The 26,599-nt window shown below is 69.5% G+C and carries 24 protein-coding genes and 2 pseudogenes; 15 read left to right on the top strand and 11 right to left on the bottom strand.

Annotated elements, in window-relative coordinates:
• Nucleotides 1-26: 26 nt before the first annotated feature.
• Entirely contained in the window at nucleotides 27-1,088 is a 1,062-nt protein-coding gene (locus NI1_RS03930; protein ID WP_067814065.1) for a mechanosensitive ion channel family protein, read from the top strand.
• A gap of 24 nt (nucleotides 1,089-1,112) precedes the next feature.
• Nucleotides 1,113-1,997, top strand: a complete 885-nt coding sequence (locus NI1_RS03925) for an alpha/beta fold hydrolase (protein ID WP_245663051.1) — start codon at nucleotides 1,113-1,115, stop codon at nucleotides 1,995-1,997.
• Nucleotides 1,998-2,001: 4 nt separating this feature from the next.
• Here NI1_RS03925 and NI1_RS03920 read toward each other — a convergent pair whose 3' ends face one another.
• On the bottom strand, nucleotides 2,002-2,604 hold the full coding sequence (locus NI1_RS03920; RefSeq protein WP_067814061.1) for a TetR/AcrR family transcriptional regulator: 603 nt from the start codon (nucleotides 2,602-2,604) through the stop codon (nucleotides 2,002-2,004).
• A 144-nt stretch (nucleotides 2,605-2,748) separates the two neighbouring features.
• Here NI1_RS03920 and NI1_RS03915 point away from each other — a divergent pair, with 144 nt between their 5' ends.
• Nucleotides 2,749-3,375 carry an alpha-ketoglutarate-dependent dioxygenase AlkB gene (locus tag NI1_RS03915; protein WP_067814059.1) on the top strand — a complete coding sequence of 209 codons (627 nt, stop codon included), beginning with the start codon at nucleotides 2,749-2,751 and terminating at the stop codon, nucleotides 3,373-3,375.
• Here NI1_RS03915 and NI1_RS03910 read toward each other — a convergent pair.
• Together NI1_RS03910 and NI1_RS03905 are read right to left on the bottom strand one after the other, a co-directional pair.
• Nucleotides 3,372-4,606, bottom strand: a pseudogene (locus NI1_RS03910) (FAD-dependent oxidoreductase). The gene NI1_RS03915 and the pseudogene NI1_RS03910 sit on opposite strands and share 4 nt — an antisense overlap.
• A gap of 84 nt (nucleotides 4,607-4,690) precedes the next feature.
• The gene (locus tag NI1_RS03905) at nucleotides 4,691-5,254 is read right to left on the bottom strand and encodes a DUF4334 domain-containing protein (RefSeq protein WP_067814057.1); all 564 of its coding nucleotides are present in this window, start codon (nucleotides 5,252-5,254) and stop codon (nucleotides 4,691-4,693) included.
• Nucleotides 5,255-5,415: 161 nt separating this feature from the next.
• Here NI1_RS03905 and NI1_RS03900 point away from each other — a divergent pair, with 161 nt between their 5' ends.
• The 4 genes from NI1_RS03900 to NI1_RS03885 are packed head-to-tail and all read left to right on the top strand — an operon-like array spanning nucleotide 5,416 to nucleotide 9,523.
• On the top strand, nucleotides 5,416-6,435 hold the full coding sequence (locus NI1_RS03900; protein ID WP_067814055.1) for a hypothetical protein: 1,020 nt from the start codon (nucleotides 5,416-5,418) through the stop codon (nucleotides 6,433-6,435).
• A gap of 5 nt (nucleotides 6,436-6,440) precedes the next feature.
• On the top strand, nucleotides 6,441-7,430 hold the full coding sequence (locus NI1_RS03895; protein WP_067814053.1) for a hypothetical protein: 990 nt from the start codon (nucleotides 6,441-6,443) through the stop codon (nucleotides 7,428-7,430).
• A gap of 28 nt (nucleotides 7,431-7,458) precedes the next feature.
• Nucleotides 7,459-8,886 (top strand): adenylosuccinate synthetase, encoded by a 1,428-nt coding sequence (locus tag NI1_RS03890; RefSeq protein WP_067814051.1) that lies wholly within the window; start codon nucleotides 7,459-7,461, stop codon nucleotides 8,884-8,886.
• A gap of 28 nt (nucleotides 8,887-8,914) precedes the next feature.
• Entirely contained in the window at nucleotides 8,915-9,523 is a 609-nt protein-coding gene (locus NI1_RS03885) for an NUDIX domain-containing protein (protein ID WP_218026672.1), read from the top strand.
• 246 nt (nucleotides 9,524-9,769) lie between these two features.
• Here the strand turns inward: NI1_RS03885 and NI1_RS03880 are convergent, their stop codons facing one another.
• Entirely contained in the window at nucleotides 9,770-11,026 is a 1,257-nt protein-coding gene (locus NI1_RS03880; RefSeq protein ID WP_067814047.1) for an NADP-dependent oxidoreductase, read from the bottom strand.
• Between the two features lie 112 nt (nucleotides 11,027-11,138).
• Between NI1_RS03880 and NI1_RS03875 the strand changes: the two genes are divergently transcribed.
• On the top strand, nucleotides 11,139-11,540 hold the full coding sequence (locus NI1_RS03875) for a winged helix-turn-helix transcriptional regulator (RefSeq protein WP_067814045.1): 402 nt from the start codon (nucleotides 11,139-11,141) through the stop codon (nucleotides 11,538-11,540).
• Between the two features lie 31 nt (nucleotides 11,541-11,571).
• On the opposite strand, the gene NI1_RS03870 is transcribed toward NI1_RS03875, so the two are convergent.
• Nucleotides 11,572-12,153, bottom strand: coding sequence for a TetR/AcrR family transcriptional regulator (locus NI1_RS03870; protein ID WP_067814043.1), 582 nt, complete (start codon nucleotides 12,151-12,153; stop codon nucleotides 11,572-11,574).
• An 85-nt stretch (nucleotides 12,154-12,238) separates the two neighbouring features.
• Here NI1_RS03870 and NI1_RS03865 point away from each other — a divergent pair, with 85 nt between their 5' ends.
• Nucleotides 12,239-13,207, top strand: a complete 969-nt coding sequence (locus tag NI1_RS03865) for a quinone oxidoreductase family protein (protein ID WP_067814041.1) — start codon at nucleotides 12,239-12,241, stop codon at nucleotides 13,205-13,207.
• Between the two features lie 39 nt (nucleotides 13,208-13,246).
• Here the strand turns inward: NI1_RS03865 and NI1_RS03860 are convergent, their stop codons facing one another.
• A complete protein-coding gene (locus NI1_RS03860; protein ID WP_067814039.1) occupies nucleotides 13,247-13,786 on the bottom strand; it encodes an LppU/SCO3897 family protein in 540 nt (179 codons plus the stop codon).
• A 164-nt stretch (nucleotides 13,787-13,950) separates the two neighbouring features.
• Here NI1_RS03860 and NI1_RS03855 point away from each other — a divergent pair, with 164 nt between their 5' ends.
• Nucleotides 13,951-17,169, top strand: a complete 3,219-nt coding sequence (locus tag NI1_RS03855) for a helix-turn-helix transcriptional regulator (RefSeq protein WP_067814038.1) — start codon at nucleotides 13,951-13,953, stop codon at nucleotides 17,167-17,169.
• A gap of 360 nt (nucleotides 17,170-17,529) precedes the next feature.
• On the opposite strand, the gene NI1_RS03850 is transcribed toward NI1_RS03855, so the two are convergent.
• Genes NI1_RS03850 through NI1_RS03835 form a run of 4 tightly spaced genes read right to left on the bottom strand, consistent with a single transcriptional unit; the run spans nucleotide 17,530 to nucleotide 20,060 of the window.
• Nucleotides 17,530-17,787 carry a YciI family protein gene (locus NI1_RS03850; RefSeq protein WP_218026671.1) on the bottom strand — a complete coding sequence of 86 codons (258 nt, stop codon included), beginning with the start codon at nucleotides 17,785-17,787 and terminating at the stop codon, nucleotides 17,530-17,532.
• A 19-nt stretch (nucleotides 17,788-17,806) separates the two neighbouring features.
• On the bottom strand, nucleotides 17,807-18,316 hold the full coding sequence (gene nusB, locus NI1_RS03845; protein ID WP_084522697.1) for a transcription antitermination factor NusB: 510 nt from the start codon (nucleotides 18,314-18,316) through the stop codon (nucleotides 17,807-17,809).
• Nucleotides 18,317-18,335: 19 nt separating this feature from the next.
• Nucleotides 18,336-18,899, bottom strand: coding sequence for an elongation factor P (gene efp / locus NI1_RS03840; protein ID WP_067814034.1), 564 nt, complete (start codon nucleotides 18,897-18,899; stop codon nucleotides 18,336-18,338).
• Between the two features lie 36 nt (nucleotides 18,900-18,935).
• A complete protein-coding gene (locus tag NI1_RS03835; RefSeq protein WP_067814032.1) occupies nucleotides 18,936-20,060 on the bottom strand; it encodes a M24 family metallopeptidase in 1,125 nt (374 codons plus the stop codon).
• A gap of 150 nt (nucleotides 20,061-20,210) precedes the next feature.
• Here NI1_RS03835 and NI1_RS40075 point away from each other — a divergent pair, with 150 nt between their 5' ends.
• The 4 genes and pseudogenes from NI1_RS40075 to aroB all read left to right on the top strand — a co-directional run bounded on the left by NI1_RS40075 (nucleotide 20,211) and on the right by aroB (nucleotide 25,310).
• Nucleotides 20,211-21,065, top strand: coding sequence for a prepilin peptidase (locus NI1_RS40075; protein ID WP_084522513.1), 855 nt, complete (start codon nucleotides 20,211-20,213; stop codon nucleotides 21,063-21,065).
• Nucleotides 21,066-21,125: 60 nt separating this feature from the next.
• Nucleotides 21,126-22,334, top strand: a complete 1,209-nt coding sequence (gene aroC, locus NI1_RS03830) for a chorismate synthase (RefSeq protein ID WP_067814029.1) — start codon at nucleotides 21,126-21,128, stop codon at nucleotides 22,332-22,334.
• A 107-nt stretch (nucleotides 22,335-22,441) separates the two neighbouring features.
• A pseudogene (locus tag NI1_RS39105) lies at nucleotides 22,442-22,927 on the top strand (shikimate kinase); the annotation flags it as partial.
• A 1,264-nt stretch (nucleotides 22,928-24,191) separates the two neighbouring features.
• Nucleotides 24,192-25,310 (top strand): 3-dehydroquinate synthase, encoded by a 1,119-nt coding sequence (gene aroB, locus NI1_RS03815; RefSeq protein WP_067814025.1) that lies wholly within the window; start codon nucleotides 24,192-24,194, stop codon nucleotides 25,308-25,310.
• Between the two features lie 70 nt (nucleotides 25,311-25,380).
• Here the strand turns inward: aroB and NI1_RS03810 are convergent, their stop codons facing one another.
• Complete coding sequence (locus NI1_RS03810; RefSeq protein WP_169815534.1) at nucleotides 25,381-25,866, bottom strand: B-4DMT family transporter; 486 nt, start codon at nucleotides 25,864-25,866, stop codon at nucleotides 25,381-25,383.
• Nucleotides 25,867-25,968: 102 nt separating this feature from the next.
• Between NI1_RS03810 and NI1_RS03805 the strand changes: the two genes are divergently transcribed.
• Complete coding sequence (locus NI1_RS03805) at nucleotides 25,969-26,586, top strand: helix-turn-helix transcriptional regulator (protein ID WP_067814021.1); 618 nt, start codon at nucleotides 25,969-25,971, stop codon at nucleotides 26,584-26,586.
• The last annotated feature ends 13 nt before the right edge of the window (nucleotides 26,587-26,599 follow it).

Raw genomic sequence — 26,599 nt, 5'->3', positions numbered from 1 at the left:
GTCGCCCCGAGGCAGGAGACGTCTTCATGAGCAAACCGCTGATCTGGGCTATCGCCGCCCTGCTCGTGATCGCCGGGCCGGTGATCGGCGTGATCGTCCGCCGGCTCATCGACCGGATCGCCGCCAAGACCTCGGCGAACGAACGATCAGTGCACCGCATGAGTTTCGGCCTGGCCCGCGACCTGGCCGTACCGGTCGCATCGCTGGCCGGCCTGACCATCGCACTGGCACTGCCGACCGGACTGCCGTTCTCGCCGATCACGGTCAAGCAGATCCTCGAGGCCGCGCTGCTGCTGGCCATCACCTACGCGGTGTCACGGCTGGCGGCGGAGATCGTCACCTCGGTGGCCCGCCGCGTCACCGGCGTCTCCGGATCGGTGAGCCTGTTCTCCACCATCACCAAGGTGATCGTCTTCATACTGGGCCTGCTGATCACCCTCGACACCGTGGGCGTGCAGATCACCCCGCTGCTGGGAGCCCTGGGCATCGGCGCGCTGGCCATCGCGCTGGCATTGGAGGGCACCCTGGCGAATCTGTTCGCGGGCGTGCATATCCTGGCTTCGAAGACGGTGCAGCCGGGCGACTTCGTGAAACTCGAAGGCGGCGAGACCGGATGGGTCAGCGATGTGAACTGGCGGACCACCGCAATCCAGGACCTCCCCGGCAACTTCATCATCGTGCCGAACCGCAAGTTCGCCGAATCGATTCTCACCAACTACCACCGGCCCGAGCAGGATATGGCCGTCACGGTCGAGGTGAGCACCGGCTACGGCAGCGACCTGGACCATGTCGAGCAGGTGACCCTGGAGGTGGCCCACCAGGTGATGAAGGAACTCGATGTCGGTTTCGCGGGCGCGGATCCGCGAGTGCGCTTCCATACCTTCGGCGATTCGGGCATCGGCTTCCGGGTCGTCCTGCGCACCCGGCATTACGAGGACCAATACCTGCTGGTCAGCGAATTCATCAAGAGCCTGCACCGCCGCTATCGCATGGAGGGCATCGCCATCCCGTACCCGATCCGGACGCTGGAATTCGGACGCGGCGACGACTTCGAATCCCGCTTGGCGGCCGAGATTCATACACCGTAAATCGCAATGTGCGATGCTCGGAGGGTGAGCAACGAAGCCGACTTCACCGAGCCTGCCCGCGTCACCTTCCGCGGCCACGGCGACATCACCCTCGCGGGCGACAGCTGGGGACCCCAGGACGGACCGCTGGTGGTGTTCCTGCACGGCGGCGGGCAGACCCGCCATTCGTGGAAGGATTCGGGCCTCGCGCTGGCGAAGGCCGGTATGCACGCGGTGCTGCTGGACGCGCGCGGCCACGGCGACAGCGACTGGGCTCCGGGCGGCGACTACACCCGCGCGGCCATGGTCGAAGACCTGATGGCGGTGCTGGAACAACTCGGCAAACCCGGGTTCGTGGTCGGGGCCAGCATGGGCGGCCTCACCGGGCTGCTCGCCAGCGCACACCCCAAGCGGGAGTTGATGACCGGGCTGGTGCTGGTGGATGTGGTGCCGCGGCCCGAGCACGCCGGCGTCGAGCGCGTGATCAACTTCCTGGGCAGCAACGCCGAGGGCTTCGCCAGCCTCGAGGAGGCCGCCGACGCGGTGGCCGCGTACCTGCCGCATCGGCGGCGGCCGCGCAATCCCGAAGGGCTGCAACGTAATCTGCGGCTGCGCGCGGACGGCCGCTGGTACTGGCACTGGGATCCGGCCATGCTACAGGGCTCGGGCAAGGGCGACGGTGAGGCGCTCGACCTGCACACCCGCCCCCTGGAGGATGCCGCGCGCGACCTCGCTATTCCGACGCTGCTGGTGCGCGGCGCCCTGTCGGACGTGGTGAGCCAGGAAGGGGTGGACGCCTTCCGCGCGCTCGCGCCGCACGCCGAATACGCCGAGATCGGCGCCGCCGCGCACACCGCCGCCAGCGACGCCAATGACGAATTCACCGACGTGGTGGTCGATTTCGTCCGCGCGCACGTGCGGGCGGACTGAACACTCAGAGCAGCCGGTCGAGCAGGCGGTCGAACAAAGCGGCCGCCTGCTCGGGCGTCTTGTGCCGGGTCAGCACGCCCTGGGTGATGCCGGAGAGGGTGAAGACCAGCAGTTCGGCATCGGAATCCACATCCTCGGCCCGTGATTCGCCGTCCGGCACCGAGGCTCGATGGCGCTTGAGCTGATCCGCGAAGGCGCCCATCAGCCAAATGCCAGGTCCCGCGGTATCTTCCGCGCCGACCGTCGAACCGGTGAGCGCGGCGGCATGGAAGGCCGCCAGCACCAGCGCGTCCTCGCGGGCCTGATCGTCCATGGGCAGCAGCACCGAGGCGAAGGCGCGGATCACCGCGCGCGGATCGGCGTCGGAGCCCAAGGCCGCGATGCGCTGCTCGAAACGCTGTCCCGCGTCCACCACCACCGCTTGCAGCGTCGCGAGCATGAGTTCGCGCTTGTTGCCGAAGTAGTACTGGATGAGCCGAACCGAGATCCCGGCTTCGGCGGCGACGAACTGGAAGGTCGCGGCTTCCAGTCCGCCGGCGGCGATGACCCGGCGGGCGACCGTCGTTATCTCGCGGCGCCGCTGCTCGTGATCGACCAAACGGGGCATGTGACCGGGTACTCCTGCTTCGTCGCCGGAACGGAAAGACTTCATGGTACGCCCATATCACCGCCCGGCACGCCGATGTCGTCGAGTCGCGCGAGCAGCGACATCTACCGAACACCTGTTCGATCGCGTGGTACATTCGGCGCTATGTCGACGCCATTGCAGGGATCACTGCTCGACGGGTTCGGAGAGGTCGAACTCGGGGCGCTGGACGGAATCCGGCGGACCGTGCTCGGCGACGGAGCCTGGATCGATGTACTGCCCGGCTGGTTGAGCGGGGCCGACATCCTGTTCGAACGGCTCGCGGCGGAGGTGCCGTGGCGAGCGGATCGGCGGGCCATGTACGACCGGGTGGTGGATGTGCCCCGGCTCCTGTGCTTCTACGAACACCGGCAAGAGCTACCCGACCCGGTGCTCGCGCAGGCGCGAGCAGCGTTGAGCGCCTACTACTCCGAAGAACTCGGGGAGCCGTTCACCACGGCCGGGCTCTGCTACTACCGCGACGGGAACGACAGCGTGGCCTGGCACGGCGACACCTTCGGGCGCGGCGCCACTCACGACACCATGGTCGCTATCGTCTCCGTGGGCGCGGCGCGTTCACTGCTGCTCCGCCCGCGCGGCGGCGGCGCGAGCATCCGATTCGCCTTGGGCCACGGCGATCTCATCGTCATGGGCGGCTCCTGCCAGCGCACCTGGGAGCACGCGGTGCCGAAGACCCGACGGGCGGTCGGCCCCCGAATCAGTATTCAATTCCGGCCACGCGGCGTTCGCTAGCGAGGGCGGCGCGCGAATGCTGGAGCATGCTCGGGCCGGATGCCGCGGGCGACCAGGAAGGGCGGGAGGCTGCGGAGCACGGGTATGCGGCGGAAGATGCGGACACTGACGGGCGCGCGCCGGGCGTTGGAGAGGTTCAGTTCGCCGGCGACGGCGGGGGCGATCACGCGGGCGTGCGCGAAACGCTGTAGGCCCTGGATGACAGCGGTGGGCAGGGTGCGGCGGCGTTGCACTTCGGCCAGGTCGGCGGCGGTCACATTGTGCGCCAGCAGTTTCGGGGCGAGCAGGCGGCCGGCCGCGACGGCATCTTGGACGGCGAGGTTGATGCCGACGCCGCCGACCGGTGACATGGCGTGCGCGGCGTCGCCGATGCACAGCAGTCCGTCGTGTACCAGCGGTCGAGGCGATCGAGCTTGACGTCGAGGAGCTTCACCTCGTCCCAGCTGCGTACGGCGTCGACGCGATCGGCCAGCCAGGGCACCACCTGCGCCATGCCGCGCACGATCTCGCCGACCGGATGTCCTTGCCGCAGTTGCGCATCACCGCCCTTGGCGAGCAGGGTGGCGCACTGCCAGTAGTCGCCGCGGTCGAGCATGATGGCCACCCGATCGGCGGTGACGACCGGGACGGCCCCGGCCGGATCGGTGTGGTTGCGCGGGATGCGGAACCACCACACGTCGAACGGGGTGGCCCAGTGGCGGGAGCCGAGCCCGGCGGCGGTGCGCAGCACCGAATCCCGGCCGTCGCAGGCGAGGGTGAGGTCGGCGCGGATCTCGCCGCCGCGGCCGTCCGCGGTGCGGTATCGAACGCCCACCACCCGTCCTTCCGCACGCAGCAGGTCGGTGGCCTCGGTGTTCATCCGCAGCCGGAAACCCGGTTCGGAGTCGGCGGCGCGCACCAGCAGATCGAGCAGATCCCACTGCGGGACCAGGGCGATGTACTTGTGCGGTCCGGGTATGTGCGCGAAGGTGGCGAGGGTCTGCATGCGTCCGTGGATGGGGATCTGCACCGTATTCACCCGCCGCTGCGGCAGTTTCGCGAAATCCTCGCGCAGGCCGAGTTCGTCGAGTAGCTCCAAGGTGGTGGGGTGCACGGTGTCGCCGCGGAAGTCGCGCAGGAAGTCGCCGTGTTTCTCCAGCACCGTGACATCCACTCCGGCGCGGGCCAGTAGCAGTGCCGCGAACATGCCCGCGGGGCCACCGCCGGCGACGAGACAGGTCGTGCGTTCCATCGGATCCCTCCCGGAATCGACTACCGCCGTCACTTCGATGGTAGGCCGATTCCGGTGTCGCGGAGCCGGGTTGGCGCGCCGGACCTAGCGGTCTCGGTAGAGCACGAAGAAGTACGGGTCGGACAGGCCGCGCATATCCATCACGCCGAGCAGGGTGTCGGCGTCGACACGGCGGAAGACATCGATGATCGGGAGATGGTCGTAGATCATTGCGGCGCTGGACTTTCCGCGGAACTCCAGGTCCCGCAGGCGGGCGCGCGGGGTACGGGTTTCGAGCAGCGCGCGCAGCACGCCGAGCGAGCGGCGCACCGGACGGAGGGTGGATACCGGCACCCTGCCCGCCAGGAACAGCGGCACGCGGCGCGGATCGACGGCGAAGATCGAGCCGTCGGGGGCTTCGAACAGCAGCGGCTGGACAGCGTCGGCGTCATCGAATTGCTTACCGTACCAGCCTGATTCGACGAGTACGCCCTTCCAAGGGTGACCGGTGTCGAGTTCGTCGCCGCGCCAGCGGCCGGTGACAATATCGGCGACCGGCGCCGGCGGCAGCGCATCGAACAGCTCCCAGGCCTGCTGCGGCGTTGCGCCGGTGGACAACAGCGCCCGCAAGCGCTGTGCCTCGTCCGTTTGCGGCTCCCCGGCCACCATCCCGACCTCCTCATTGAGATAGAACGACTAAATTTCTCTCACACTAGCCCGCATGCAGAGAGTCCGCGAGGCGGCGGAATCCCCGACATGTTTTCGTCAATAGAACAAAAAGAGGGCCGGACCGCTGGCGCTCACCGTTTTAGTCATCTAGTCTAAAACACATGACGGCGGTTGGAGACACAGCGAAGGCGATCGGGGAAGCCCGGCGACCCGAAGACCTTTTCGGCACTGCCGCAAGCGATTCCGCGACCCAGCAGCGCGGGCGGCGGCGGTATCACCGGCTCGCGGCGGTCGTTCACCCGGACCGGGCGGGCGCGGACGACGCAGACCTGGCGCGCACGGCATTCGCGCGACTGACCGAGCTGTACCGGCAATGGACCCGGACCGAGGACGCGGCTTTCCGGGTGACCGGAGCACACGGGGTATACGCGGTAGGCCGATTGCACGCCCGGGGATCCATCGCCGACCTGTATCGCAGCGGATCCGGCCACATCGTCAAGATCCCGCGCCGGACGGCGGCCAACCGGCTACTGGCCGGGGAGCGAAATGCCTTGCGGGACATCGCCGAAGTCGGCCGGGAGCACGGATGGTTGCGCCCGTACTTCCCGGAACTGGCGGACACCGCCGACCACCACGACGCCGACTCCGGCGAACCGCGCACCATCAATGTGCTGGGTGCGCTGACCACGGAATTCGTGACCCTCGAAGAGGTTCGGGCCGCATACCCCGATGGCCTGGATCCGCGGGATTACGCGTGGATGCATCGCCGCCTGCTGCGCTGCCTCGCCGGCGCGCAGCTCGCCGGCTGGGTGCACACCGCGATCAGCCCGGCCAATGTGCTCATCCATCCGCGATTGCACGGCGTGGTGCTGGCCGGCTGGTCCTTCGCCACCCGGCCGGGACTGCCCGCGGCCGCCACGCTCGGCGCCATCGATTATCCGCCGGAGATCCGCGTCGCGGTCTCCCCCGCCACCGACGTGTACCAGGCGCATCGGCTGCTACTGGACATGCTCGGCGACCGCGCGCCCGCCGCTCTGCGCCGCTTCGCGGCGGGCTGCACCCAGCCCGAACCGAGCCTGCGGCCCGACGCCGCGGACCTGCTCGGCGAATTCGACGACCTGCTCGACCGGCTCTACGGACAGCGCCGCTTCCGGCCCTTCGAGCTCCCGAAAGGACAGTGATAGCAATGGGTTACGGCAATTGGGACGATCGCGCGTACGACGCCGCCCGCACCTTCCGCGCCGCTCGCGGCCTCGACGATTTCGGCTACACCGCCGATATGCGGTCGGTGCCCTATGACAAGTGGAAGGCGCACCCCTCGCTCGACCCCAAGGGCGTGGCGACGCGGGAATCGCGCGACTCCGACGATCACGGGAACTCACTGCCCATCGCGGTGCTGTTCGATGTCACCGGCTCGATGGGGGCGGTGCCGCGGATCATGCAGGAGAAGCTCGGCAAGCTGCACGGGCTGTTGCGGCGCAAGGGGTACGCCGACGACCCGCAGATCATGTTCGGCGGCATCGGCGACGCCGACAGCGACCGGGTGCCGTTGCAGGTCGGGCAGTTCGAATCCGACAATCGGATGGACGAGCAGCTGCGGCTGATCCTCCTGGAAGGCGGCGGAGGCGGGCAGAAGTCCGAAAGTTATGAGCTGGCCGCGTATTTCATGGCCCGGCACACCGCCACCGATGCCTGGGACAAGCGCGGACGCAAGGGGTATCTGTTCCTGGTCGGCGACGAGCTGAACAAGCCTCGCCTGGGCGCCCGGCACATTCGCAACATCATCGGAGACGATGTGCGCCAGGATGTTTCGGTCGAGTCGATCTACCGGGAGCTGGCCGACCGCTGGCACGTGCACTACATCCTGCCCAATCAGTCCAGCTACTACGGGGATCCGGAGATCGCCGCGCACTGGCAGGCACTGCTCGGAGAACGGTTCCTGCGGCTCGAGGATCCGGCGGCGGTGTGCGAGCTGATCGCGCTCACCGTCGACATCGGCGAGGACCGGATCGATCTCGGGGCGGGGCTGGCCGATCTGCGCGATATCGGATCCGGCGGTGAAGCCGACGCGGTCGGCAAGGCCCTCGCGCCCATCGGGGCCGCGCACCGCACCCGCAGTGCGGGCGCGCTGCCCGCCGCCACCGGCGCGGACGACGACGTCGACTTCGGGAACTGATCCGTTCGGAAATGGGAAGGGGCACAACATGTCCAGCGACAGCAGGTTCGGCGATCGCCACCTGATCGTGGTCGACCTCGGATTCGGGGACGCGGGCAAGGGCGCGACCGTGGACTGGTTGTGCTCACCGGAAGCGGGCCTGGACGTGGCCGCGGTGGTGCGATTCAACGGCGGCGCGCAAGCGGCCCACAATGTGGTCGCCGGCGGACGCCATCACACCTTCCGGCAGTTCGGCTCCGGGACGTTCTCCCGGGTGCCGACCCTGCTGTCGCGGCACATGCTGGTCGAGCCCATCGCGCTGGCCGCCGAGGCGCAGGCGCTGGCCGGGCTGGGTGTCACGGACCCGCTGTCCCTGCTGTCGGTGGACGAACGCGCACTGCTCACCACCCCGATCCACGGGGCCGCCAACCGTTGCCGGGAGGACACGAGGGGTGCTTCCCGGCACGGCTCCTGCGGCATCGGGATCGGGGAGACGGCGAGTTACGCGCTCGAACACGACGCGCCGCGCGTCGCCGACTGCCGGCGACCGGATGTGCTGCGGCGCAAGCTGATCGCGCTCGCCGAACACTATCGGCCGCTGCTCGCGGGGAGCGGGCACCGGCACGATCCCATCGACGATCTGGTCGAGGCGTACACCGAATTCGCACGCGCGGTGGCGATCCTGCCCGGCGATCAACTGGGCCGGATCGCCACCGACGGCCGACTGGTGTTCGAGGGCGCGCAGGGGGCGCTCCTGGACGAATGGCGTGGCCTGCACCCGTACACGACCTGGTCGACCGTCGAACCCCGCAATGCCCGCGCCATGCTGGCCCGCATCGGCGCACCCGGCTACGTTCTCGGCGTCACCCGCGCCTACCTGACCCGCCACGGCGCGGGCCCGTTCCCCACCGAAGACCCCGAACTCGCAATCCCCGAGCCGCACAATGGAACCGGCGTCTACCAGGGCGCGTTCCGCGTCGGCCACCTCGACCCGATCCTGCTGCGATATGCGATCGAAGCCTGCGGTGGGATCGACGGATTGGCGGTCAACCACCTCGACCAAATCGACGGCGCACCTCACCTCGAGCGCGGCATGCCGAAAGACGGAATCTCGGGTCGCTCCGGGCTCGAAGCGGCCGGAGGTCGGGCGGCCGGCCCCGGCCGTTCGGCGAAGAGCGGGGCGCGCACCCCCATGACCGGCGTCTCGGGGCAGAGCGGTGCGCACGGCGAAATCCGGACCGCGGTCGGATATCTCACCGCCGACGGTTACGTCGATCGGCTCGAGTGCGGGCGCTGGCGGGACCTCGCCCACCAGTCGCAGCTGACCGAGTTGCTGAGCGCGGCGCAGCCGGTGCTCGCCGAGCTACCCGCCGACGTGCCCGGGTACCTGGAGGCCGAGCTCGGGGCGCCGGTGGTACTCACGGCGCACGGCCCCGACCGGGCCGATCGCACGATCCGGGTACCGACTACGGCATGATCGACTACTTGTGGAGCAACAATCCGCCGTGTCCATCGATGTGATCGCCCTGCGCTACGGGAGCGACGACCCGACCGTCACCGTCGGCATCGCACCCCGGCAATGGGATCCGTTCGCCGGTGAACTCGCGCTGCCCGGTGTACTGCTCCATCGCGGAGAACGCCTGGCCGCCGCGGCCCGGCGCGCCGTGCACACCAAACTCGGTGTGCCCGAGGATGCCATCGCCGCCGTCGGTCAGGTCGCCACCTTCGACGAACCACACCGCGATCCGCGCGGCCCGACCCTCTCCATCGCCATGTGGGCGGTGGTCGGAGCACCCGGCGACGCCCAGTGGGTTCCCTTCGAAAACCTCCCCCACCTGGCATTCGACCACAACCAGATCGTGGCCGCCGCCCGCACCCGGCTCGCCGAAATGCTCTGGAAAGACCTCGGTTTCACCCGCCCCCTCATCGGCGACCATTTCCCCGCCACCCGCGCGGTCGAACTCTCCACCGCCCTGCACGGCACCCGCCCCGACCCGGGCAATCTCAACCGCACCCTGGCCGCCATCCCCGGCCTGGACCGCACCGGAGATCGCCTGCGCGTCAAAGCAACCGGTCGCCCCGCCGCCGTCTGGGCCTTCACCCCTCCCAACTAACCGCCACGCGCCCCACGCCACCGAACCAGCGACCGCGCTCCCGCACCGCAGCCACCCTCCCGAGCTGGACCGTTGATCAGCGGGAAATGGTTGCGGCATTTCGCGAGTGGCGGCCGCAACCATGTCCCACTCGGCGCATCGTCGCCGGTGAACGGTCGATCGCACGGGGCGGCGGCACGGCGGAGGTACTCTCGGGCGGCGCCACGGCGCCCGCCGGCGGGGAAATGGGGTGTGACCGCGGGTCGGTTAGGGCGCGAGGACGATTCGGCCGCGGAGGCCGCCTTCGGCGAGTCGCTTGTGTGCTTCGGCGACCCGGTCCAGGGGCAGGGTGTCGGCGACGCGCGGGGTGAGTGCGCCGGTGTCCGCCAAGCGGACCAGCTCGGCGAGTTGGTGGCCGTCGGCGCGAATCCAGGTGTTCTGCACCCGAATTCCCCGCAAACCAACCGGTTCCGCGCCGCCGACGACGGCCGCGAACGCTCCCCGATTGCGGACCGCGTCGAGCGCCTCGGCACCGAGCACGGCCGCGTCCACCGCGCCGTCCACCCCGCCCGGAACGAGCGCGCGCACCGCTTCACCGAGCCGCTCACCACGCGGCACGAAGAACTCCGCACCGAGCGATCGCACCGTATCCGCATCCGCGGCTCCCGCGGTCGCGACCACCCGCAGCCCCCGCGCCACCGCGAGTTCCACCGCGAACCCGCCCACCGCGCCCGCCGCGCCGGTGATCAGAACGGTCCGGCCGGGTTCGAGACCGAGCAGGTCCAGCGACTGCGCGGCGGTGAGACCGTTCAACGGCAAGGTCGCCGCCTCGACCGCGGACCAGGTGCGCGGGGCTCGCGCAACCGCAGCGGCATCCAGCACCACGTAATCGGCCTGCGCACCCAGCGGCACATCCAACCGATCGGATAGCCCGATCACCGCGTCGCCCAGCGCGAACCTCTCAGCATCCGATGCGATTCCGCCCGCCGGACCCGCAGCTGGGACGAGATAGGAACGCGGCATGCCCGAATCCGGCCCGGGGGCCGAGCTCAGCATGTCCGAATCCGGCCCGGCCGAGGTCAGCGTGCCCGAATCCGACCCCGCCGAACTCAGCATGTCCGAATCCGACCCCGCCGAACTCAGCGTGTCCGAATCGGGCCCGGCCGAACCCTGCTCGCCTGAATCCGGCCCGACCGAACCCAGTCCACCTGAATCCGGCCCGACCGAACCCGGCTCACCCGAATCCGGTGTGCCCGAAGTCGGCCCGCCGGATCCGAATCCCGCTACGCCCGGGCCGATCTCGTCGATGACGCCCGCCACATCCCAGCCGATGCCGATCACATCGCGAGCGGGGAGCAAACCGGCAGCGGTCAGGCCGCCCGAGCGGGTGTGCAGATCCACCGGGTTGACGGTGGCGGCGGTGACCCGGATGCGGACCTGTCCGGGCCCGGGGACAGGTACCGGAACCTCCGCGATCTCCAGCACCTCCGGTCCGCCGAAGCTGCGAACGATGACGGCGCGCATGTGAACTCTCCTCTGCTGTGCGACTTCTCGCTTCCAGAGACGAACCTAGGGAGTGTTACTCTCTGCCGGGAAGTACGCACCTCGGAGTGCGTATCGCACGACCGGGAGAGCCATGGCCACCAAAACCGCGGCGCAGCAACGCCTGGAGGCCCGCCGGGCCTACGACGCCTACCTCGCCGAGTGCCCCGCCCGCCAACTCCTCGACCGCATCAGCGACAAGTGGGTCAGCCTTTTGCTCAATGCGCTCGCCGACGGCCCGCAACGCTACGGCGACCTGTCCCGCAGGGTCGCGGGCGTCAGCCAGAAAATGCTCACCCAAACCCTGCGCACCCTCGAACGCGACGGCTTGGTCACCCGGACCGTCACCCCCTCGGTCCCGGTCCGCGTCGACTACGAACTCACCCCGCTCGGCCGCAGTCTGCTGCCGGTGGTGCAGGCCATCAAGGCATGGGCGGAAACCCATATCGAAGAGGTCGTTTCGGCCCGCACGGCCTACGACGCCGCGGAGCGCTGACGCGCATCCGGCGACGCGTTTCGGGCGGCGACTATTCCGGCTGATCCGGTTGCCGGAGCACCGATTCCACGAGTTCGCGCACGCCCGCGAGGAGCCGGTCCTTCTCCCCCGCCCGCACCATGCGCGGGACCAGTTCACCGCCGAGCGGGGCCAGCAGTAGTGCGCCGACCGTATCGGCGTCGAGGTCGGGGCGAGCCTCGCGGAGCAGGGTCGTGATGTGGTTCGACCAGAAGGCGTGCAGTTCCGCCTGCTGGGGATGCGGGGGAATTGCCTGATAGGCGACGACCAACTCGACGTCGTCGGCGATCAGGCGGGTCATGGCGTCGAAGTAGGCGAGTAGGCGCTCGCTGGCGGGAGCGCCGGGGCCGAGTGGGGGCGGGCCCGATTTCACCGCCTCCATCAGGGCGAACGCACCCTCGGCGATGAGCTCGTAGAGCAGGCCCGCGCGGCTGCCGAAACGGCTGAACAGTGTGCCTTTGGCGACTCCGGCGGCGGCCGCTATGCGGTCCATGGTGACCGCTTCGGCGCCGTGTTCCATCAGCAGCGCACGCGTGGCCAGCAGGATTGCCTGGCGATTGCGGGCCGCGTCGGCGCGTTCCTTGGGGCGGTCCATTCCACCACTTTCGTTGACAACTTGACCGGCGGTCAATATGTTGGCGTGCACATCTTGACCGTCAGTCAACTTATGAGGTTTTTCGATGCGAGCAATCCTATTGACCGCGACCGGCGGACCCGAAGTCCTGGTGCCGGGCGACGTGCCCGCGCCACGACCGCGGGCCGGAGAAGTGCTGGTGCGGACGGAAGCGATTCCGGTGCTGTACCCCGAGACCATGTTGCGGTCCGGTATGTTCCCCATTCCCTTGGAGAAGCCGTTCGTCTTCGGCACGCAGGCGGTGGGGATCGTGACCGAGGTCGGCGAGGGCGCGGATCCGGCGACGATCGGGCAGCGAGTTCTGCTGAGCAGCAATACCTTCGGCACCTACGCCGAACAGGTGAGCACCCCCGCCGACTCGATCGTCGCGGTGCCCGAGGGGTTGTCCGCGGTCGACGCGGCGGCGGTCGGCATGAGCGGATCGGTGGCCTTGCCGCTGCTGGAACGCGCGAGCTTGACCGGTACCGAGACCGTGCTGATCGAGGCCGGGGGCACCGGGATCGGCGGATATCTGGTGCAGTTGGCCAAGGAGTTCGGGGCGGCCCGGGTCATCGCCACGGCGGGCGGGCCCGAGAAGGGTGAGCGGGCACGGGAATTGGGGGCCGACGAGGTGATCGATCACCGGGCGTCGGACTGGCCGCGACGGCTGGGTGAACTGCTCGCGGGCACGACCGTGGACGTGGTGTTCGATTCGATCGGCGGCGAATCCGCCGCGGCGCTTTTGGATTTCATGACGCCGGTGCAAGGGCGGATGCTCAGCTACGGCTGGCTGTCGGGCGCGCCCGCGCAGATCAGCGCCATGGATCTGATCGGGCGCGGACTGACGCTGATCGGCTGCGCCGGACCGGCGTGGCTGGCCGGGGTCGCGGCGGCCCGGGCGGCGGTGCTGGAGCGGGCGGCGACGGGCGCGATCACCGTGCTGGCCGATCAGGTGCTGCCGCTCGAGCAGGCGGCGCAGGCCCATCGGCGGCTGGACCAGCGAGCCGCGCTCGGCACCCTCGTCTTGCGACCCTGACCGAAGGCGCGGGCGGGGTCGCCCGCGCCGGCATCCGCGCTACGGCTTGCCCAGGCAGAAAGTGGTGGGGCGATCCGACAGGGTGATCACGCTGTTGGTGTCCGCGCCACACAGGTTCTCGTCGGATTGACCGTCGAAGCGTTCCAGCACACGGAAACTCGCCTCGGTGGAGGCGCAATCGGCGAACTGATATCCGGTCAGCATGCTCTCGTGGTAGCAGGCGCCCTGCTGGAAATTGGGGGCCAGGCACAGGAACGCGGTGGTGCCGCCGTTGAGCGTCTCCTCGTAGGAGGTGTAGTCGGCGGCGCAGTCGGCCTTGCTGTCGAATACCTTCGCCACCTGGTAGACCGCCTTCGCCGAGGCGCAATCGACCGGTTCGGTCTTCGAATCGAACATCGATCCCTTGATGACGTTGATGCAGTCACCGACCTTCGCGCGACCGGTGTCGGATTTGCCGGCGTCCTTGACCGCCTGCGTACCCTTCTCGATCGCCGAGCACCCGGTCAGGGCCAGCGCGCACGCCGCCACCGCCAGCGGCAGACGCCACGACTTCCCGCGCGCATCCACCTTCACCTGCATCGCTGTCACCGAACTCCCTTTGCTTGTGATTTGCCCGAATCGGCTTCATCACCCAACCGTGGACGGCGGCGGGGAGCATCCGTGAAACCACGGGATATCCCGGAAAATCGGGACGAATCGCCCACGGATAGGCTCCAGCTACCATCCCGCACGGAGAGGAGTGCGTGATCGAGGCATTCGTCGGCCGCGACCATCAGCTCAGCAGCCTGGAGGCGGCCTGTACGCAGCCGGGCGGGGCGCGCGTCGTGCTTGTCGAGGGACCGGCCGGTATCGGAAAGACCCGGCTGCTGGCCGAATTCGCGCGCCGCATTGCCGATCGTCGCCGCGTCATCGCCGTCGCGGCCACCGAATTCGAGCAGGGCACACCCTTGCGGCTGGTCACGGATGTGCTCGAACAGCTCGCACCCGTGGGCGGCTCCGGTCCAGCGATCGATGCCCAGTCCGAAGACACGCCGGGCGGCGTGCCCATTACGTCCTTGCCGCACATCGGAGTTCCGGAAGAGGACCCGCGTGCCATCGCCCGAACCATCCGATCGAGGCTGGAGCTGCACCCGGCCGTCCTGATCGTCGATGACCTGCACTGGGCCGACACCGCATCGCTTCGGGTGCTCGCCCTGCTCTCGAGGCAATCCGCCGGAACACGCACCCGGGTGGTACTCGCCTACCGGCAGGGGCAATTCCCCGCCCTGCTCGGCCCCGCGCTCCGGCCCCTGGGCGGCGCGGTCGCACACCTTGCGGTGCCGCCGCTGACCGACGCCGATACCGCCGCCCTGCTGCCCACGCTCAGCACCGCCCGGCGAAATCGGCTGCTCGCGGCATCGCACGGAAATCCGCTGTATCTTCTACTGCTCGCCGACCACTCCCTCGCGCAACTCGACGCCATTGCCCGCGAAGCGGATTCGAATGCGATTGCCCGCGAAGCCGATTCACCCGCTCTCGATGCCGAGCCGGCGGCTTTGGACCGCACCCTCCGCGCCGAGCTCGCGCAATTACCCGCCGTCGAACTGCGCACCGCGCAGGCCGCCGCACTCTGCGGCCCCACCGCCGATCTCGACTTACTCTGCGCCGCAGCCGATATCGACGTCGCGACCCTCACGCCCGCCCTCGACGAACTCACCCGGCGCGGCTGGCTCACCACCCGCGACACCCGAATCGCGTTCCGCCACCCGCTGATCCGTACCGCCGCCTACGGACTGCTGGGCCCTGCCGCCCGCGCCGCCGCCCACCGCCGCGCCGCCACCCACCTGCGTGACGTCGGCGCCCCGCTACTCGACCGCGCCCGTCACCTCGAGCACTCGCTCTGCGGCCGAGACGATCTCGCCGCCACCGAACTCCTGCACGCCGCCGAGGAAGCCCTCGCCTCCGCGCCCGCGACCAGCGCCCGCTGGGCCGCCGCCGCCCTGCGCGCCGCACCATCCCCCGCACCACAAGCGGCCTCGGCCGATGCGGCACGGCTACTGCTCGGGCGGGCACTGCTGCTCTCCGGCGCGGCCGAGGACGCCCGCCGAATTCTCGAAGACCTCGCCGTTCAGCCAGGTCCGCGGCGACTCGAAGCGACTCTGCTGCAAGCTCGCTGCGAGCGGGTGCTCGGCCGCGCCGACCGGGCCCGAGCCCTGCTCGCCGCGGCGATCGTCCCGCCCACGTCGGTGAGCGACTCACACACCACCCCCTCCCCAGCGGCCGTCCCCGCCGCATCCGTGAGCGACTCGCACACCGCCCACTCCCCTGCGTCCATCCCCGCCACGCCTTCCCCCGAGGTCCTCCCCGCCACGTCGATGAGCGACTCCCACGCCGCCCACTCCCCTGCGACCATCCCCGCCACGCCTTCCCCCGAGGTCCTCCCCGCCACGTCGATGAGCGACTCCCACGCCGCCCACTCCCCTGCGACCATCCCCGCCACGTCCGTGAGCGGCTCCCACCCCGCCCACTCCTCGGCGGCCATCCCCGGCACAACGGTGAGCGATTCTTACGTCGCCCCGCCCTCAGCGTCGAACAACCTGCGCGAGTTCCCGTCCGCTTTCGCGGATGGCGCACAGCCGAGTGCGGCTGCCATAGCCGGGCAAGCGGCGGTGCAGTTGGAATTGGCGATTCTCGAGATTCAGGACAACCGGGATGCCGAGGGGGCGGCGCGGGTGGCGGCGCTGTTCACTTCGGGGGCGGTGCGGGATCCGGCGATTCGGGCCGCCGCGACGACATTGCTGAGTATGGGGCGGCTGACTGCCTCCGATATCCCGAGGGCGTGGCGCGAATATCGTTCGGCGGAGCAGGAATTCGCGCGGCTATCGGACAGTCAGCTGCTCGACGGGGTGCATGCGGTCGCGGCACTGGGGTGGATGAGCTACTTCCTCGATGATCAGCGCACCGGGCTGGCCCATATCGAGCGGGCGATCCGGGTCAGCCGGCAGCGGGGGCGCAACTTCATTCTGCCGGAACTGCATACGGTGCAGGCGTACTCGCTGGCCAAGCTGGGGCGGTTCGCCGAAGCGCTGGCGGCGGCCGAGGATGCGGCCGAGACCGCCGGGCAGTTCGGCTATCACGATGTGCCACCGCTGGCCGGGGCGGTGGAACTGCGGGTGCTCGCGGTGACCGCGCCCCGGGCGGCGGTGCTGGAACGGTGGCGAGCGGTGGATGCCATGCCGCGGCCGGTGATGCGGTGGTGGCGCGGCGTGGTGGAGGCCGCACTCGACGAGTACGGCGTCAAGACCGGGCTCGAGACCACGAACCCGATTGCGGCGCAGGCCGATACCCGGCATCCGATGCGGCCGACCGAACTCGCGGTGCGAGCGCGGGCGGCGCTCGCACACGGCCACCCCGAGCAGGCGGCCGAGCTGGTCGCGCGCGCGGAGGAGAGCGCCCGCGCATCCGGACTACCCGGTCAGTTGGCCGCTGCCGCCCATGCTCGCGCCGAATACGATGCGGCGCTGGGCGATATCGAATCCGCCACGGTCGCGGCGCAGACCGCGGTCGATGCGTACAGTGCCGCGGAGATGCCGGTGCAGCGCGCCCAGGCGCTCCTGCTGGCCGCGCAATTGGCCGGTCGGCAAGGCGATTTCGGGCTGGCCACGGCGCGCATCGCGGCGGCGCGGACGGAACTCAAGGCGATCGGGGCGCACGAATTGGTGGCCGAAGCGGTGGCGGCGCAACGACGGCTGGCCGGGTCGCGACCGGTCAGCGGCGCGACGGTCTTGACCGGTCGCGAACGCGAGGTCGCGGACCTGGCCGCGCAGGGCCTCAGCAACAAGGAGATCGCGAGCCGGCTGTACCTGAGCCCGCGCACGGTGGAAGATCATCTCGGCCGGATTCTGCGCAAGCTCGGCATCACCGGACGCGCCGGGATCGCGCACCGGCTAGCCGAACTCGACGATTCCATGCCGCCCGCGTAGAGCTTCTCCGCCCGCGCAGCTTCACTAGGCGGCCTAGCTTCTCGGCCCGCATAGCTCTGTCTACGGGCATAGCTTCTCCGCCTGCATGGGCTTCTTCTACGTGCCTAGGTTCTCCGCCTGCATGGGGCATCTTCTACGGGCGTAGCTTCTCCACCTGCATTGCTTCTCTTCGGGCGTCGATTCTCCGCCTGCATAGCTTGTTGCCGGTAGGCGTGGCTCCAGGTCGATACAACTTCTGGGCCGGCGTAGCTTCCCCACCGTCACCGTCACCGCGACTGCATCGCTGATGGATGCCGCGTCCTGTGAGCTGGTTCGACGCGCTCGCGCTGAGAGTGCGCGTGGCGACGGGTGCCCGGCGGATCAGCCGGTGATCTCCCATTCGAAGACGGTGAGTTCCGAAGCGCCCGTGGTATGAATCGGGTCGGTGTGCACGAGTTCGCGTGCGGCATCGAGGGATTCGGCGGTGATCACGTACGCGCCGCCGCTGCCGTCGGTGAATTTGCCGGTCTCCACCAGCTGTCCGTTCGAGCGGACACCCTCCAGCCATTCCTTGTGCGGAGTGACGACGGAGGAGTCGAAGCGCGGGGTGCGCATGGCCATCACCAAATACTTGCGCACCCTGCGCTTCTCCTTCGAATTACTTCTCGTCGCTCGCGGGCGTGGCGCGGGTGGCCGCGGCGGCGGCGCGCACCTGCGGCGCCACCTGCACGACCTGACCCAGCACGCCGTTGATGAACGACGGGGAATCGTCGGTGGACAGCTCCTTGGCGAGCTCCACCGCTTCGTCGACGGCCACCACGGGGGGAACGTCGTTGGCGTGGAACAACTCCCACACCGCCACCCGCAGGATGGCGCGGTCGACGGCGGGCAGCCGCGACAGGGCCCAATCCTGGAGGTATCCCTCGATGGTGGCGTCCACCCGGTCCAGATCGTCGGCGACGCCTTCGACCAGGACCCGGGTGTAGGGGCTGACCGGGGCTACCGAGTCGTCACGCACCGAGAGGGCGACACGCTCGGAGAGCAGGTCGGCGGGATCGATATCGCGAGCCTCGGCCTCGAAGAGCAGGTCCACGGCCCGGCGGCGCGCCTTGTGCCGCGCACCGAGTTTCTTGAAACCCGGCTTCTTGTCTACTGGCTGGTCTGCCACGGTCACCATTATCCGCGCGTCAGGAGTTGACGCGGCTGATGTAGGAGCCGTCGCGGGTGTCGATGCGCAGCTTGTCACCCTGGTTGATGAACAGCGGCACCTGCACCTCGGCGCCGGTCTCCACGGTGGCGGGCTTGGTGCCGGCCGAGGAGCGGTCACCTTGCAGGCCCGGCTCGGTGTGGGTGACGACGACGTCGATGGCGACCGGGAGCTCGACGAAGAGCGCCTCGCCCTCGTGCATGGCGATCTGCACGCCCATGTTCTCCAGCAGGAAGCCGGCATTGCGACCCAGCAGCTGCTCGCTCAGGTGGATCTGGTCGTAGGTGTCGCCATCCATGAAGATGTAGTCCGAGCCGTCGTGGTACAGGTAGGTCATATCGCGACGGTCGACGGTCGCGGTCTCCACCTTGACGCCGGCGTTGAAGGTCTTGTCGACGACCTTGCCCGAGACCACGTTCTTCAGCTTGGTGCGCACGAAGGCGGGACCCTTACCCGGCTTGACGTGCTGGAACTCGATAATCTGCTGGAGCTGATTGTCGATCTTCAGCACGAGGCCGTTCTTGAAGTCGCTGGTGTCCGCCACTGTCCTCGGATCTCCTCTAGTTGGGCAAACCGCGCGTCACTCGACGACGGTCAGGTCTTTGCTGGTGTGGGTGAGCAGTTCCGGGCCCCCCTGGCGAACCACGAGCGTATCCTCGATCCGGACTCCGCCGCGGCCGGGGAAATACACACCTGGCTCGACGGTCACCGCCACGCCATCCAGCAGTGTACCCGTGCCGGTTTTGGCGATTCCGGGCGCTTCGTGGATCTGTAGGCCGACGCCGTGGCCGAGACCGTGTACGAACAGCTCGCCGTGGCCCGCGGCCTCGATCACCGAACGCGATGCCGCGTCCACCGCTTTGGTCGAGACGCCGGGCGCGAGGGCTTCGCGGCCCGCCCGCTGCGCGGCGTTGACCAGGTCGTATACCTCCCGCTGCCATTCCGACGGCTGCCCGAGCACGAAGGTGCGGGTCATGTCCGAGTGGTAGCCGTCGACCATGGCGCCGAAGTCGAGCTTCACGAAGTCACCCTGCGCCAGCACCGCACCGGTCGGGCGATGGTGCGGGACAGCCGAATTCGGGCCCGCGGCGACGATGGTCTCGAAGGCGACCGCGTCGGCGCCGTGCTCGAACATCAGCCATTCCAGCTCGCGGGCCACCTGGCGTTCGGTCCGGCCGGGCCGGATACCGCCGCGCTCAAGCAGAGTCGCCAGTGCGGCGTCGGCGGCATCGCAGGCGGCGCGCAGGCGGCCGACCTCGTAGTCGTCCTTGACCATGCGCAGCTGTTCGATCAGGCCGGATACCGGGACCAGGTCCAGGCCGGTGTGCAGCGCCCGCAAGCCTTGATGCTGTTCGACGGTGACGATGTGGCTCTCGAAACCCACCCGCCCGGTCTGCCACTCCCCCGCGATCTCCATCACCCGGCGCGCGCTGGCGCGGTTGATCTCCGCGCGCAGATCCGGCACCTGCTCGCCGACCTGGGTGGTGTAGCGGCCGTCGGTGCAGATGAGGGTGCGGTCCTCGCTGGAATCCCAGGCGTAGACCAGCAGCGCGGCATTGGATCCGGTGAAGCCGGTCAGGTACCGGATATTGATCAGATCCGTGACCAGCAGCGCATCGACCCGGTTCTCCACCAGCAGGTTCCGCAACGCGGCCCGCCGCTGTGCGTAGTTCGGACGCGCGGGCACCGACTCGTGATCAGCCATGCGTTCAAAGTTACCGCCGACACGCCACAACACCGACACCCAGCACCTCGACGCGCCCGCCGGGACGGGGGTTGTTCACACCCGGTCGGGTTATCCACATTCCGGTTCGCGGCGGTGTGTCGAATCGCGAAGAGCGGCACGGTGAATGGCATGTACCCGCCACCGCCAGGCCCGATCCCGTCACCCGGGCTCAGCTCGGACGCCCTCCCCACGCTCACCGCAGCGGCCGTCACACCCGCCACCGCCGCCCTGCCCGCATCCGCCCTGACCGCACTGCTGGTGTGGTGTGCGGCCCTGAGCTGCATCGATATTCGATATCGGCGATTGCCCAACAACCTCACTCTGCCCGGAGCGGTGGCAGTCCTCAGCTTCGCGGCCGGAGCCGGGCGGCTGGGGATCGCAGTGGCCGGAGCCCTGCTGTTGGCCGGGCCATATCTGCTCGTCCATCTGGCCGAACCAGCCGCATTGGGAGCCGGCGACGTGAAGCTCGCGCTCGGGCTCGGGGCGGCGACCGCGCTCGGCGGCGCGCAATGCTGGGTCTGGGCCGCGCTCGGCGCACCGCTGCTCAGCGGCGCCGGAGGGATGGTGTTGCTCTTCGCACGGCGCGTGTGGCGCAGTCGCGGTCCCGGCAATACCGCTGCCCGCGGGCCGCGCCGAACCTGGGACGCCGACGAAGATCGGGCTGGAGGGGATGCGCTGCCGCGGCGTCCGGGCGACTGCCCGGGGTCGGGCCCGCCGCCCGCTCACCCGCGGCAACCGCGAGATACGGTGCGGCTCGGCCGGCTTCGCCGGGTGATTTCGATGACGTCGGTCGGGCGGTCGCGAGGTGCGGGGGCGAACCCGGGAGGGGGTGGGTCCGTATCTATTGGCGCGGAGACTGTTAGCGAGGTGGAAGCCGGGTCACGACCTCGGGATTCGGGGGCCGGGGGTGGCCGGGGCGGTACGCTCGCGCACGGTCCGGGGATGTGTTTGGCGAGCCTGGTGGCGTTGGTGGTGGCGGGCTGACATCGGCTCGCGCCGGACCACTTGTCCGAGTGGCCTCATCTACGTGGAAAGATGTAATCCGTGTTGCGTTGGATAACTGCCGGTGAATCCCATGGCCCTGCTCTCGTCACCATCCTCGAGGGGATGGTGGCCGGTGTCGAGGTGACCTCTGCCGATGTTGCCGCGCAGTTGGCGCGCCGCCGGCTCGGATACGGGCGCGGCGCCCGGATGAAGTTCGAGGCCGACGTGGTCACCCTGGTGGGTGGCGTGCGGCACGGGCGCACCATGGGCGGTCCGGTCGCCATCGAGGTGGCGAACTCGGAGTGGCCCAAGTGGACTCAGGTCATGTCGGCCGATCCGGTGGACGAGGCGGAGCTGGCCGAGTTGGCTCGTAATGCGCCGTTGACGCGGCCGCGGCCGGGGCATGCCGACTACTCGGGCATGCTCAAGTACGGGTTCGACGACGCCCGCAATGTGCTCGAGCGGGCCAGTGCGCGTGAGACCGCGGCGCGGGTCGCGGCGGGCACCGTGGCCAAGAACTTCCTGCGTCAGGCCCTGGGCGCCGAGGTGATCTCGCACGTGGTGTCGATCGGCACGGCCGCCAACACCTCCGGTGTGGTGCCCAGCGCGACCGATCTGGCCGCCATCGACGAGTCGCCGGTGCGCTGCTTCGACAAGGACGGCGAAGCGGCCATGATCGCCGAGATCGAGGCGGCCAAGAAGGACGGCGACACCCTCGGCGGCGTGGTCGAGGTCGTCATCGAAGGACTGCCGATCGGACTGGGGTCGTTCACTTCCGGTGAGGCGCGCCTGGATTCGCGGCTCGCGGCCGCCCTCATGGGCATTCAGGCCATCAAGGGTGTCGAGGTCGGTGACGGTTTCGAGACCGCGCGCCGGCGCGGCAGCCAGGCCCACGACGAGATGAAGCCGGGCCCGGACGGCGTGCTGCGCTCCACCAACCGCGCGGGCGGTCTGGAAGGTGGCATGACCAATGGCGAGGCGCTGCGCGTGCGCGCCGCCATGAAGCCGATCTCCACGGTGCCGCGCGCGCTGGCCACCGTCGACATGTCCACCGGTGACGAGGCCGTCGCCATCCACCAGCGTTCGGATGTATGCGCGGTGCCGGCGGCCGGTGTGGTCGCCGAGGCCATGGTGGCGCTGGTGGTGGCGCAGGCGGTGCTGGAGAAGTTCGGTGGCGATTCGCTGCCGGAGACCGTCGACAACATCAACGCCTACCTGAAGCGAATCAACGCGCGCCCGCATATTGCGTCGGGCAACGCGTCACGGTGAATCCCGAGCAGGACTCGACACCGGGCGACGATCAGCGGTCGCCCGGCACCGCCGAGCAGTCCGAGGGCGGGGACCGGCTATCCCCCGCGGGCGAAACCCCGTGGCGGATAGTGCTGGTCGGCCCGCCCGGCGCGGGTAAGTCGACGATCGGCCGCAAGCTCGCCCGCGAGCTCGGTGTCGATCTCTACGACACCGACGCCGGCATCGAGGAGAACACCGGCCGCACCATCCCGGAGATCTTCGCCGCCGACGGCGAACCCGAATTCCGCCGGATCGAAGAAGAGGTCGTGCGCGCGGCCGTCCTCGACCGCGACGGCGTCATCTCCCTCGGCGGCGGCTCCGTGCTGTCCGCCACCACCCGCGAAGTGCTGCGCGGCCGCACCGTCATCTACCTGGAAATCAGTGTCGGCGAAGGACTTCGCCGCACCGGCGCCAGCACCAACCGCCCCCTGCTCAACGGCGACGACCCCGCCAAGAAGTACCGCGAACTCATGAAGATCCGCCGCCCCCTCTACCGCGAGGTGGCGTCCATCCGCGTCCGCACCGACGGCCGCTCCCCCGGCCGCGTAGTCCGCATGATCCTCGCCAAACTCGGCGTCGAACCCACGGTGCGCCTGGAGGACCCGGCTACCGAGCCCGCCCCCACCCCCAGCAGTTCCGCCGGTTCCCGCTCCCGCCGCAGACGTCGCCGCGGTCGCGGCCGCGGCGACCAGGCCACCGCACCCTCGAATTCGACCGCCGCCGAATCGAACTCCGACTCCACCGGCGACGAGACCACAAAAGCCGGCGTCGACGCCACGACAGCCGACGCCTCGAAACGCTCCCGCCGCAACCGTCGTTCCCGCCGTCGCGGCCGCCGCACCGGCGACGACCCCACGGCCACCAACGGCGTCGAGCCCGATTCGGCGACAACGGAATCCGACACCGCACGAAGCAGCTCCCCGGCCACCGATTCCACCGCCCCCGCGCCCGGCGACGCGGGCGGCGAACAGCCCCGCCCGGCCCGCGGTCGCTCCGCCCGCCGCCGCCGCGCCTCCCGCCTGGCGGGTGCCCCCGGCAGCAACGCGACATCCGACGGCACAACACAGCCGCCCGGGCAAGCCGCCACCACAACCGCAGCAACCGCCGGACCGAACAACCAGGATGCCCCGCCCGCACACCCCTCCGGTTCCACTGCCGCCCAGGCCGATTCAGGCCCTGGCGCGGCCGCAGCGCCCGGCGCGGGGCGCTCGCGCCGCGCCCGTGCCCGCCGCGCCCGCGCAAGAGCCAGGCAGCAGCCTGACGGGAGCAGCGCCGCAGAGCGGTCCGTGACTGCTTCCGGCTCCGGCGAGGGGCAGACATGACCGGCACCTGGAGCTCGCCCGCGACGCCGGATCTTCACCGCACACCAGCGAACGCGCACCTCGGGCTCAGAGTCCGCGCTTCCGGCGTTGCTGGGCACCGCCGGCCCGGTAACCCGCCTGCCCGGACCCACTCGAGTCCCGCCACGGCCGGACTTCGCGCGAGCCGGTCGCACCGAGTCGGTGCGACCGCAATCCATTCCGCCGAGCGTTCCGAGAAGTCGGCTTCCGGAGCCGCGAAGCCCATTCGGCCGCAACCGTTTTCGCTCGACATCGAGATGGAGAGCGGCGGTATCGGCCGGTCCGAGCAGACTTGCCTCGCAGGCGGTGGCAGCCGCGCCGGACGGCGGACCGGCGGCGGTGTGTCCATCGATTCGGGTGAGTTCACAGGCCCGGCCGGCATCGGTCCGCTGGGTGCGGCGTGGGCGGCCCGGGTGGCGAAGGTGCTGGAATCCGCCCGCACACTACGTGTTCGACTGTCCCGCCGAGTTGCGGGACCATCCTTGGAGGAGAGCTGATGAGTGAGCCGACTCGTATCGAGGTGCGGACGGCCGATCCGTATCCGGTGATCATCGGGCGTGGGCTGTTGGGCGATCTCGTCGGTGAGGTCACCGGACGGTCCGGGGTGCGGACGGTGGCGATCTTCTATCAGCCGCCGTTGGCCGAGACCGCCGAGGTGGTGCGCAAGGCCCTCGTCGAGCAGGGCATCGATGCGCATCGGGTGGAGATTCCGGATGCGGAGGCCGGCAAGGACCTTCAGGTGGCGGGGTTCTGCTGGGAGGTGCTGGGGCGGATCGGGCTCACCCGTAAGGATGTGATCATCAGCCTGGGTGGTGGCGCGGCCACCGACCTGGCCGGGTTCGTGGCCGCGACGTGGATGCGCGGGGTGAGCATCATTCATGTGCCGACCACCCTGCTGGCCATGGTCGATGCGGCGGTCGGCGGCAAGACCGGGATCAATACCGAGGCCGGTAAGAACCTGGTCGGCTGCTTCCACGAGCCGGCCGCGGTGATGGTGGACCTGGCGACCCTGGAAACGGTGCCGCGCAACGAGATCGTGGCCGGCATGGCCGAGATCATCAAGGCGGGGTTCATCGCCGACCCGGTGATTCTGGAGCTGGTGGAGAAGGACCCGCAGGCGGCCCTCGATCCGGCCGGGGACGTGCTGCCGGAGCTGATCCGGCGCGCCATCCAGGTCAAGGCCGATGTGGTGGCCGCGGATCTGAAGGAATCGGATCTGCGGGAGATCCTGAACTACGGCCACACTCTCGGCCATGCCATCGAACGGCGGGAGCGGTACCGCTGGCGCCACGGTGCGGCCGTGTCGGTCGGTCTGGTGTTCGCGGCCGAATTGGGCCGTCTCGCCGGGCGTCTCGACGATGCCACCGCCGAACGGCATCGCACCGTGCTCGAAAGCATCGGGCTGCCTACGACTTACGATGCCGACGCGCTGCCGCAGCTCCTGGAATCCATGCAGACGGATAAGAAGACCCGTTCCGGCGTGGTGCGTTTCGTCGTGCTCGACGGTCTGGCCAAGCCGGGCCGGCTCGAGGGCCCGGACCCGTCGCTGCTGGCCGCGGCCTACTCGACCATCGCGCGCGAGCAGTCCCCCGGCGGCACCGGCATCCTGCTCTAGCCGTGACAGATGAAGCGCCCGTGACCGATTCGGTCACGGGCGCTTCGTCGTTCAAGGGCGGCAGCCCGGCTCAGACTCCGGCCGGTTCCTTGTTCAGGCTGACCTCGGCGTCCGGCTTGCCCGGCGCCTTCTTGGCCTCACGACCGACCAGGAAGCGACCGAGGGTCACGCCGATCATGGCGGGCACGAAGATCAGCAGGATGATGAACGACGCCGACGAGGTCATCTCGAACAGCAGGCCCTGATCGCCGAGGTCGAACTTGGGCAGCAAGTCCAGCAGCCACGCCACCAGTCCGGCGCCCAGCCCGCCCGCCGCGGCGGCTTTGAGCCAGCGCATGGTCAGGTCCGCGCCGTGCTCCGGCTCCGGATTGGCCCGCCGGTCGGCGCGACCGTCCAGGAAGCCCCACGCGATCACGGCCGCGAGCAGCACCAGCAGGGCCAGCAGCCGCATCCAGGCACCATTGGTCGGCCAATACACCATGGCGAAACCGAGCACGGTTCGCAGCACAATGGTCAGCGCCCCCAGAGCAACGGCGCGCAATACCCACGCATTCATGTTGATCACCTTAACCTGCGGGGCCCGATGGCCGAACTGAAACCCGTTCCAGAAACTCTATCCGTTTCGTCCGGCCACATCCTACGCAGGTAGAAATAGGCGGTGAGCATCGAAGCGGTCGCGCTGCTACAGGATCCGATCCGCCGGCGTCTCTACGACTATGTCGCGGGCGCGGATCATGACGTCAGCCGGGACGAAGCGGCCACGGCCGCCGATATCAAACGCCCGCTGGCCGCCTTCCATCTGGACAAGCTCGCCGAGGCCGGATTGCTGGACGCGGTGTTCCGCCGACCCGAGGGCAAGTCGGGTCCGGGAGCGGGCAGACCCGCGAAGTTCTATCGGCGCGCCGAGGCGGAATTCGCCGTCACCCTGCCCGCCCGCGACTACGCGACCCTCGCCTCGGTGCTGGCCGAGGCGGCCGAGCACGCCGGGTTGGACGAGGCGATCGCGAAAGCCGCTGCCGCGCAGAGCCCGTCGCTGGCCGGGCACGATCTCGTCGAGGTGCTGCGCGAGCGCGGGTACGAACCGTATGCCGACTGCGGCGTGATCCGCCTGCGCAACTGCCCTTTTCACCGTCTCGCGGTGGATTTCCCGCCGCTGGTCTGCGGCATGAACCTGGCGCTGCTGGCGGGCCCGGCCGCCGAAGCGGGATGGCAGGCGCGGATGGATCCCGCCCCCGGCCGCTGCTGCGTCTCCTTTTCTAAAACCAGTGAGAATTAGTTATAGTCCTGAC

Origin of the sequence: Nocardia inohanensis NBRC 100128 (genome assembly GCF_001612945.1) — a bacterium.
GTDB classification, from domain to species: Bacteria; Actinomycetota; Actinomycetes; order Mycobacteriales; family Mycobacteriaceae; genus Nocardia; species Nocardia inohanensis.
The sequence above is the reverse complement of the archived record's forward strand: the minus strand, read 5'-3'. Positions and strand labels throughout refer to the sequence as shown.

What these genes read in the sequence shown, in the direction of transcription:
- NI1_RS03920 (WP_067814061.1), bottom strand. Translation starts at nt 2,604, where the DNA reads ATGCCCCGTTTGGTCGATCACGAGCAGCGGCGCCGCGAGATAACGACG.
- NI1_RS03900 (WP_067814055.1), top strand. Translation starts at nt 5,416, where the DNA reads ATGACGGCGGTTGGAGACACAGCGAAGGCGATCGGGGAAGCCCGGCGA.
- NI1_RS03895 (WP_067814053.1), top strand. Translation starts at nt 6,441, where the DNA reads ATGGGTTACGGCAATTGGGACGATCGCGCGTACGACGCCGCCCGCACC.
- aroB (WP_067814025.1), top strand. Translation starts at nt 24,192, where the DNA reads ATGAGTGAGCCGACTCGTATCGAGGTGCGGACGGCCGATCCGTATCCG.
- NI1_RS03905 (WP_067814057.1), bottom strand. Translation starts at nt 5,254, where the DNA reads ATGGTGGCCGGGGAGCCGCAAACGGACGAGGCACAGCGCTTGCGGGCG.
- NI1_RS03875 (WP_067814045.1), top strand. Translation starts at nt 11,139, where the DNA reads ATGGCCACCAAAACCGCGGCGCAGCAACGCCTGGAGGCCCGCCGGGCC.
- NI1_RS03865 (WP_067814041.1), top strand. Translation starts at nt 12,239, where the DNA reads ATGCGAGCAATCCTATTGACCGCGACCGGCGGACCCGAAGTCCTGGTG.
- NI1_RS03890 (WP_067814051.1), top strand. Translation starts at nt 7,459, where the DNA reads ATGTCCAGCGACAGCAGGTTCGGCGATCGCCACCTGATCGTGGTCGAC.
- NI1_RS03810 (WP_169815534.1), bottom strand. Translation starts at nt 25,866, where the DNA reads ATGAATGCGTGGGTATTGCGCGCCGTTGCTCTGGGGGCGCTGACCATT.
- NI1_RS03915 (WP_067814059.1), top strand. Translation starts at nt 2,749, where the DNA reads ATGTCGACGCCATTGCAGGGATCACTGCTCGACGGGTTCGGAGAGGTC.
- NI1_RS03860 (WP_067814039.1), bottom strand. Translation starts at nt 13,786, where the DNA reads ATGCAGGTGAAGGTGGATGCGCGCGGGAAGTCGTGGCGTCTGCCGCTG.
- NI1_RS03930 (WP_067814065.1), top strand. Translation starts at nt 27, where the DNA reads ATGAGCAAACCGCTGATCTGGGCTATCGCCGCCCTGCTCGTGATCGCC.
- NI1_RS03835 (WP_067814032.1), bottom strand. Translation starts at nt 20,060, where the DNA reads ATGGCTGATCACGAGTCGGTGCCCGCGCGTCCGAACTACGCACAGCGG.
- NI1_RS40075 (WP_084522513.1), top strand. Translation starts at nt 20,211, where the DNA reads ATGTACCCGCCACCGCCAGGCCCGATCCCGTCACCCGGGCTCAGCTCG.
- NI1_RS03870 (WP_067814043.1), bottom strand. Translation starts at nt 12,153, where the DNA reads ATGGACCGCCCCAAGGAACGCGCCGACGCGGCCCGCAATCGCCAGGCA.
- NI1_RS03880 (WP_067814047.1), bottom strand. Translation starts at nt 11,026, where the DNA reads ATGCGCGCCGTCATCGTTCGCAGCTTCGGCGGACCGGAGGTGCTGGAG.